Source organism: Caballeronia sordidicola (assembly GCF_002220365.1).
In the GTDB taxonomy this organism is placed as follows: Bacteria; Pseudomonadota; Gammaproteobacteria; order Burkholderiales; family Burkholderiaceae; genus Caballeronia; species Caballeronia sordidicola_C.
The window spans coordinates 1-2,005 of sequence record NZ_MTHB01000167.1 but is presented as its reverse complement, the minus strand read 5'-3'; the positions used below and the strand labels follow the sequence as shown (position 1 = coordinate 2,005).

Below are 2,005 nucleotides of genomic sequence, written 5' to 3'. Positions count from 1 at the left end.
GCGCTGGGACACGCAGCTGCGCGGCAAGGACACGACGTCTTGTTCTCTACGCAAAGCCATTTGCTAGCAAGTCTACGCAGCGCGGCGGCTGTGGGCACCTACGACCGCCGTTTCCAGTATCTCGCCAAGCTTCCACTTCTGATCATTGACGACTTCGGACTTAAGCCACTGCGTTCGCCGGACGATGAAGACTTCCACGACCTGATCGCCGAGCGTTATGAGCGGGCGGCCACGATCTTGACTTCAAATCTGGACTTCCCAGAATGGGGCGAAGCATTCCCAGGTAACAAGATGATCGGCGCGGCAACCCTTGACCGCTTGCGTCATGGTGCCCACAAAATCGTCCTTGACGGCGAGAGCTATCGCGGACCAAAGCCGGGCGTCGAATCACCCAGAACCGAGCTTGCAAAAGGAGGCAAAATCAAGCAACCTTGATCCCCGTTCGAACCCTCCAATTGCTCGTTTCCGGTGGCGTCATTAAGGCGAAAACGCCCGGCGCCATTACGCCGAAAGGTGACAGGTTCGGACCATATTGAGCTGGCTCGGTCACGCTCGCCGGAAAAATACTTGTGTGCGATTGGCCGCACCTGCAGACCAGTTCCAGCGTACGGTGCTCGATGACATCACAGGCGGGCGCGGGCACATCGAAGACTTGCCGGCGCTGCGCCACGCGTGCCTGCTCCTGCGGCAGTGGGTTGTGACAACGAGCGCATTGCGCTGGCAATGGGTGGGACACGATCTGGGTCGCCCGCTTGACCTGCATAAGCGTTGTCCCTTTGTGACCGACTTGCCCACCGGCCTTCTTGCCGGACGCCTCACGCAAGGAGCGCGTCTTGCGAGTCTTCTTTGCAAGGCCGTCTGACGATGGGGGCTTGCTTGAGTTGTGACTGTCTTTGCGCACCATCGATTCGAGCACTTCCAGGCGCGAGAAAAAGCTCAAGATCAGAGCATCTTTCTCGGCATGAGTCAGTATGGAAAGGTCAGGAAGTGGTTGTTTCTTCGACATGCCCAGCATGATGGACTGGATCAGTGCAGTTTACAACCAGATGCATATGACCACCGGGGCTGAACAGTTACGTTTTGCCAATGTTCGAATCGCCATGCAGCAGCAGGCACGGCATGCGTTCGCGCCGTGGCGTCCCGAACAACCGTTCGAGCTGTTCGAGTGCTTGAGTGGCGCGTGGATAGTCATCCTGCGATCTCGCAACAAGCATTGGATACGCGTCTTGTCTTCGAGCTGCGCTTGTGATCTTGTCGCCGGCAACGAATGCGAAAGTGGGACCGACTTCATCAACACCTCACCATTGCTCGACATCGTAGGCCGCCGCGGGCTTGCTGTAATCGACAGCGTCCGGTTGCTGCGTCGATCCACTCGACGGATCAAAGCGCGACTGTTGCCAAAAAGTCGCGTGCGCTGAGCGATCGTCTTCCGACGAAGCACGGCGTTTCGCTTTCCTGGTGAGGCTTTGGGCGCTGGTTATCAGACGGCGTTGCTCCTCGATCGTACGAAACATCATGACTTCCGAAATGGTTCGTTGCCCCTGCTCGCGAAGACGTCTGACCGCTGACCGCTGCCCGCTGTTCCCAAAGCGAGATCGGCGGACGCCGCAAGTCCGCGCATCGGACCTCGATGAACTCTTTGCCCGTCGAGCTGACGAATACCCGCAAGAGATGCTCGGGATGATAGCGAACGGTAAAGTGGCCCCCGCTTTTGAGACAACGGTTTAAGCTGTGGTCTGAAAGTGGATGAAGGCGAATGGTGGAAAGCAAAAAGAGGAAGATTCACGGCTCAGAGTTCAAGGCAAAGGTGGGCTTGGAAGCGGTGCGCGGCGTGAAGACGATCAACGAGATAGCGCAGCTGTATGATGTGCATCCAGTGATGGTTGGGCAATGGAAGAAGGAAATTCTCGCTAACGCCGGCGCGTTGTTTGAGAACAAGCGCGGTCCGAAACCGGAGGCGGCACGAGACGGCGAGGATCGTTTGTATGGCGAGATCGGGCGGCTG

General features: G+C 57.7%; 4 protein-coding genes. 3 read left to right on the top strand and 1 reads right to left on the bottom strand.

All coding sequences use genetic code 11. The features are described from left to right. Nucleotides 1-435, top strand: a 435-nt coding sequence (locus BSU04_RS24980) for an ATP-binding protein (protein WP_144021344.1), incomplete at its 5' end; no start/stop codon positions are given. Here BSU04_RS24980 and BSU04_RS24975 read toward each other — a convergent pair. Then, nucleotides 422-1,015, bottom strand: a complete 594-nt coding sequence (locus BSU04_RS24975; protein WP_089163101.1) for a DUF6444 domain-containing protein — start codon at nt 1,013-1,015, stop codon at nt 422-424. The two genes, BSU04_RS24980 and BSU04_RS24975, sit on opposite strands and share 14 nt — an antisense overlap. On the opposite strand from BSU04_RS24975, the gene BSU04_RS49180 reads away from it, so the two are divergent. After that, a complete protein-coding gene (locus BSU04_RS49180; protein WP_441300000.1) occupies nt 1,014-1,418 on the top strand; it encodes a hypothetical protein in 405 nt (134 codons plus the stop codon). The two genes, BSU04_RS24975 and BSU04_RS49180, sit on opposite strands and share 2 nt — an antisense overlap. Nucleotides 1,419-1,756: 338 nt before the next feature. Further along, nucleotides 1,757-2,005, top strand: a 249-nt coding sequence (locus BSU04_RS24960) for a transposase (RefSeq protein ID WP_373452861.1), incomplete at its 3' end; no start/stop codon positions are given.